Genomic DNA, 5,310 nt, shown 5'->3' on the forward strand with positions numbered 1-5,310 from the left:
GACGGGGCGCGCAGCCGGGCCGCCGTCCGGGCCACAACGCCGGACCGACTGCCCCTGGCCGGCGCCCTGGCCGACGGCCTTTATAGTCTGGGCGGCCTGGGGTCGCGCGGCTTCTGCGTCGCGCCCCTGTTGGGAGAGCATGTGGCGGCGGCGATCCTGAACCGGCCGTCGCCCCTGCCGCGCGACCTGGCCGAGCGGGTCTCGCCCCGCCGTCCTGCCGTGCAGACGAATTCGCTTGCGCCCGACGTCCCCCGGCGAGAGGGTTGAGACGGGGGCTGTCAGGAGAACACCACGATGCGCCTTGTCCTCGCCTCTGCCGCCGTTCTGACGCTGGCCGCCTGCGCCCCGGCCGGATCCGGCCTGTCGCCGTCCGCCACGCGCACCGCCGCCAATCCCTGTTTCCGGCCCAATCTGGTGCGGAACTTCACCGCGCCCAACGAACAGACCCTGTATGTCCGCACCTCGGCGACGGAGGTGTTCCAGATCGACGCCACCGTGTGCCGCGACCTGCCCCAGGCCGTGTCCATCGCCCTGGAGCCGCTGGGCGGAACCAGCCGCCTGTGCGTCGGCGACCAGGCCCGGTTGCGAAGCCCGACGACGGGGCCTGAACCGTGCCGTGTGCGCGTCCTTCGCCAGCTGACGGCCGATCAGATCGCCGCCCTGCCGTCGCGCGACCGCCCCTGATCCGGCCTGCCGAAAACCCGCGCGACGTCGATTGAAATTCGCCGCGTCCAGGTATGAAATGATCGCCTTGCCTGGGGAGGGAAGAGGATGATCAAGGCGATAAACATCACCGCCGCCGTGTCGGCGGTCGGACTGGGGCTGTTCGGCCTGGCGTCGCCGGCGGCGGCGGAAAACTGGGCGGCCTTCTCGCGAAGCGACGCCGTCGTCTATCTGGTGGACATCGACGCCCTGACGCCGGTCGACGGCGTGGTCACCACCAAGATGGCGCGGGTCCATGCACGCGGCGAGGCGACGGATCTCAGTCATGAGACCGAGGAGGTGATGGTGCGCTGCTCGGACGGCCAGTCGCGCTCAGGCGCGACCGTGACCTATGGCAAGGACGGGGCCGAGACCGACCGCTATTCGGAGGACACGCCGTGGGAGGCGACCCCGGCCGGCGGCATCTACGGCGCCATCAAGTCCTTCGCCTGCGAGGAGATGCGGCCGCAAGCCGCCCGCTTCCCCACCATCGCCGCCTTCATCGCCGCCGGACGCGGCCAATAGGCCGCATCTGTTTCGGCGCCGCCGCTTTCGACGTCAGACGTCGACGGCGGCGTCCAGGGCGTTTTCCTGGATGAACTCGCGGCGGGGTTCGACGACGTCGCCCATCAGCTTGGCGAACAGGTCGTTGGCGTCTTCCTCGTGCTCGACGGACACCTGCAGCAGGGTGCGGGCGTTGACGTCCAGCGTCGTCTCCCACAGCTGCTCGGGGTTCATCTCGCCCAGACCCTTGTAGCGCTGGATTGACAGCCCCTTCTTGCCGGCGTCCAGCACGGCGTTCAGCAGGTCCAGCGGGCCGCGGATGTCGGTGGACTTGTCCTTGCGGCGATAGACGGCGGGGGCCGAGAAGACGCCGTCGAAGGCGGCGGCGCGTTCGGCCAGACGGCGCGCATCCAGCGAACGGACCAGGGTTTCCTCCAGAACGATGGTCTCCTGCACCGCGCGACGGGTGCGGGTGAAGACCACGGCGCCCTGTTCGCCCGGCGCGCCCGTCCATTCCCCGTCGCCCTCTTCGGCGTACAGGTTCAGGCGCGCGGCCGCAGCGGCCGAGGCGCCAGCCATGTCGGCGTCGTCGGCGAACAGACCGGCCAGGGCCGCCTGTTCGATGGCGAAGGCGGGGGCGCGCTGGCTGAGGCGGTCGACCCCGGCCTTGAACGCCTTGGCCTCGCGTACCAGGGATTGCAGGTCCAGACCCATGCGGCGCTCGCCGGTGGACAGGTCCAGTTCGGCCTCGGACGAGCCTTCCTCGATCAGATAGGCGTCCATGTCGGCCTGATCCTTGAGGTAGCGCGACTGCTTGCCCTTGGAGACCTTATAGAGCGGCGGCTGGGCGATATAGACGTGCCCTCGCTCGATCAGTTCGGGCATCTGGCGATAGAAGAAGGTCAGCAGCAGGGTGCGGATGTGGGCGCCGTCGACGTCGGCGTCCGCCATCAGAATGATCTTGTGATAGCGCAGCTTGTCGGCGTTGAAGTCGTCGCGGCCGATGCCGGTGCCCAGCGCCAGGATCAGGGTGCCGATCAGGTCCGACGACAGCATCCGGTCGAAACGCGCGCGCTCGACGTTCAGGATCTTGCCGCGCAGGGGCAGGACGGCCTGGTTCTCGCGGTTGCGCGCCTGTTTGGCCGAGCCGCCGGCGGAATCGCCCTCGACGATGAACAGTTCGGACTTGGCGGGATCGCGTTCCTGACAGTCGGCCAGCTTGCCCGGCAGACTGCTGATCTCCAGCGCCGACTTGCGCCGCGTCAGGTCGCGCGCCTTGCGGGCGGCTTCACGCGCCGACGCGGCCTCGATGATCTTGGAGACGATCATCTTGGCCTCGACCGGGTGTTCCTCGAACCAGGTGGCCAGACCTTCCGAGCACAGGTTCTCGACCGCCGGGCGCACTTCGGACGAGACCAGCTTGTCCTTGGTCTGGGAACTGAACTTGGGGTCCGGCACCTTGACCGACAGGACGCAGGTCAAGCCTTCGCGGGCGTCTTCGCCGGTGGGGGCGACCTTCTCCTTCTTGGCCAGGCCGGAGCTTTCGATGTAGCCGCCCATGACGCGCGTCAGGCTGGCGCGGAAGGCCGACAGATGGGTGCCCCCATCCCGTTGCGGGATGTTGTTGGTGAAGCACAGCATGGTCTCGTGGTAGCTGTCGTTCCACCACAGGGCCAGGTCCAGCTCGATCCCGTCCTTCTTGCCGCGAATGACGATGACGTCCTTCAGGATCGGGGTTTTGGACTTGTCGAGGTGACGCACGAAGGCTTCTACCCCGCCCTCGTAGTGCAGCGTCATTTCGATGGGTTCGGCATGGCGCATGTCGGCCAGGCGGATGACCACGCCCGAGTTCAGGAAGGCCAGTTCGCGCAGCCGGTGTTCCAGCGTCTTCAAGTCGAAGTCGATATGGCTGAAGGTGGTGACGGACGGATAGAAGGTGACTTCGGTGCCGCTCAGCGGCTTGCCGGTGTCCTCGCGGATGGGGGCGACGCCGGTGACTTCCAGCGACTTGACCGTGTCGCCGCGTTCGAAGCGCATTTCGTGCTGCTTGCCGTCGCGGAAAATCTTGAGCTGCAGCCAGTCGGACAGGGCGTTGACCACCGACACGCCCACGCCGTGCAGACCGCCCGACACCTTGTAGGAGTTCTGATCGAACTTACCGCCCGCATGCAACTGGGTCATGATGACCTCGGCCGCCGACACGCCTTCCTCGGCGTGGATGTCGGTGGGGATGCCGCGCCCGTTGTCGGTCACGGTCACCGATCCGTCGGCGTTCAGAATGACCTGAACCAGATCGGCGTGTCCGGCCAGGGCCTCGTCGATGGCGTTGTCCACCACCTCATAGACCATGTGGTGCAGGCCAGAGCCGTCGTCGGTGTCGCCGATATACATGCCCGGCCGTTTGCGCACCGCGTCCAGGCCTTTGAGAACCTTGATGGAATCGGCGCCGTATTCGGGCAGGTCGGCAATCGGATCGGTCATGAAATCGTTGGCTCTGAAGTCCCGACCGGGACGGGGAGAAAACGCCGTGCCCGGCGTTCGAATCGACGGCGGGATCGCACCGCGCCGAAGCCCGCAACATATAGGAAATTTCGGCGAAAAAGCGAGGGAAAGACTACTCTTGGTCCGCGTCCCCTGGACGATCCGCCAGCACGGCGTCGAGGTCGCGCGCACCGTGCAGAATACGCCATACATCTATGTAGTCCGGCATATCGAAATAGCAGACCAGATAGGGAAAGTCCGGGATCGGCCAGGTCCGCAGACCCGGCAGGCCGCAATAATCTCCAACCAGACGGGAGCCCATGCCCGGATTGCGGCCAATTCGCTCGAAAGCGCTTTTCAGCGCAGCGGAAAATCTTGTCGCCAGCTTGGCGCGTGACTGTTCGAGGTCATAGTCCACGACGCCGTCATGATCGCCGATCGCAGCTGGTCGTAGCCGGATCGCCTTGCCGGTCACGCCGATGTCTTGTGCTCGGATGGGCGTATGCGTTCGCGCTGGCGCTCCCAATAGGCGTCATCAACCAGAACGCCGGGGCCGGAGTTACGCCACTCCAGCAACATGTCGCGGATGCGCTTCTTTTGTTGGTCCTGACGGACAAGGGCGCGGATGTATTCGCTGCTGGTGCCGAAGCCTTGGTCGCTGACCTGATCGTCAATGAAGGTCTTGAGCGCGTCCGGCAGTGAGATGTTCATTGTGGCCATGCGGCGAACGATACCCCAATGGCAAAAAATGGCAAACTAGTCGGTTTCTAGCGCACCGCCTGTGACACGTACGAACTGCGCGCGACCTTCCAGACCAGCGAACAGATCGCGTTCGGTGCCGGTCATGAAGGCCTGGAGATCGAGGGCGACGATCTCGTCGAACAGGGCGGCGCGGCGGGTTTCGTCCAGATGGGCGGGGGCTTCGTCCAGCAGCAGGATCGGGCGAGCCGACTGATCGGACAGGCGTGCGATCTGGGCCAGGATCAGGTTCAGGACCAGGGCCTTCTGCTCGCCCGACGACCCCTCGGCGGCGGGGCGGTTCTTCTCGCGGTGAATGGCGATCAGATCGGTGCGGTGCGGCCCGAACAGGGATCGGCCGGCCGCGCCGTCTCGCGCGCGCGCCTTGGCCAGCCCTTCGCGGATCGAGGTGGCGATTTCATCTTCCTGCGCCCCTGCCTCGGCCATCTGTTCGGCGGGACCGTCCAAGCCCAGGTCGGCCTGGGGGAAGGGCCGGTCGCCTCGGGCGTCGATGGCGGCCTGGAGGGCGTGCAGGGCCGCGACGCGGGCCAGCGCCGCCCGCGCCCCGGCGATCCCCAGCCGGACCTCCAGCGCGTCCAGCCAGACGGGATCGGCCTCACGTCCGTCCGCAACGTCGTTCAGCAGTCGCAGCCGCTCGCGCAGCGCCTTGTCATAGGCGGAGACGCTGGCGGCGTGGTCGGGATCGGCGGCGAAGACCAGCCGGTCGAAGAACTTCAACCGTTCGGCCCGCGCGTCCGAGAACATCCGATCCTGCTCGGGCGTCGCCCAGACGGGCCGCAGATAGTCGAGCAGCCGCCCCGGCTGGGCCGTCTCGCCGTCGATCCGCACGATGCGCCGCGCCGCGCCCGCCGCCTGGACCCCGGT

The 5,310-nt window shown here is 67.1% G+C and carries 7 protein-coding genes; 3 read left to right on the top strand and 4 right to left on the bottom strand.

Translation table 11 applies throughout. The features are described from left to right. The 3 genes from RTU05_RS16760 to RTU05_RS16770 all read left to right on the top strand — a co-directional run. On the top strand, positions 1-267 hold a 267-nt coding region (locus RTU05_RS16760; RefSeq protein ID WP_409411645.1), incomplete at its 5' end, for an FAD-dependent oxidoreductase. A gap of 27 nt (positions 268-294) precedes the next feature. Beyond that, positions 295-684 (top strand): DUF6491 family protein, encoded by a 390-nt coding sequence (locus RTU05_RS16765; RefSeq protein ID WP_312599455.1) that lies wholly within the window; start codon positions 295-297, stop codon positions 682-684. Between the two features lie 87 nt (positions 685-771). After that, a complete protein-coding gene (locus RTU05_RS16770; protein ID WP_312599456.1) occupies positions 772-1,227 on the top strand; it encodes a hypothetical protein in 456 nt (151 codons plus the stop codon). A 33-nt stretch (positions 1,228-1,260) separates the two neighbouring features. Here the strand turns inward: RTU05_RS16770 and gyrB are convergent, their stop codons facing one another. From gyrB to RTU05_RS16790, 4 genes are all read right to left on the bottom strand, one after another. Beyond that, positions 1,261-3,687 (bottom strand): DNA topoisomerase (ATP-hydrolyzing) subunit B, encoded by a 2,427-nt coding sequence (gene gyrB, locus RTU05_RS16775; protein WP_312599457.1) that lies wholly within the window; start codon positions 3,685-3,687, stop codon positions 1,261-1,263. 133 nt (positions 3,688-3,820) lie between these two features. Beyond that, positions 3,821-4,162, bottom strand: coding sequence for a type II toxin-antitoxin system RelE/ParE family toxin (locus tag RTU05_RS16780; protein WP_312599458.1), 342 nt, complete (start codon positions 4,160-4,162; stop codon positions 3,821-3,823). After that, positions 4,159-4,398, bottom strand: coding sequence for a type II toxin-antitoxin system ParD family antitoxin (locus RTU05_RS16785; protein WP_312599459.1), 240 nt, complete (start codon positions 4,396-4,398; stop codon positions 4,159-4,161). The genes RTU05_RS16780 and RTU05_RS16785 overlap by 4 nt, the downstream gene beginning before the upstream one ends. A gap of 45 nt (positions 4,399-4,443) precedes the next feature. Continuing rightward, positions 4,444-5,310 (bottom strand): DNA replication and repair protein RecF (locus tag RTU05_RS16790; RefSeq protein WP_312599460.1); only part of this gene is annotated, 867 nt, incomplete at its 5' end.

This window comes from Brevundimonas sp. (assembly GCF_032017145.1).
Classification (GTDB): domain Bacteria; phylum Pseudomonadota; class Alphaproteobacteria; order Caulobacterales; family Caulobacteraceae; genus Brevundimonas.

What these genes read in the sequence shown, in the direction of transcription:
- gyrB (WP_312599457.1), bottom strand. Translation starts at nt 3,687, where the DNA reads ATGACCGATCCGATTGCCGACCTGCCCGAATACGGCGCCGATTCCATC.
- RTU05_RS16765 (WP_312599455.1), top strand. Translation starts at nt 295, where the DNA reads ATGCGCCTTGTCCTCGCCTCTGCCGCCGTTCTGACGCTGGCCGCCTGC.
- RTU05_RS16785 (WP_312599459.1), bottom strand. Translation starts at nt 4,398, where the DNA reads ATGAACATCTCACTGCCGGACGCGCTCAAGACCTTCATTGACGATCAG.
- RTU05_RS16770 (WP_312599456.1), top strand. Translation starts at nt 772, where the DNA reads ATGATCAAGGCGATAAACATCACCGCCGCCGTGTCGGCGGTCGGACTG.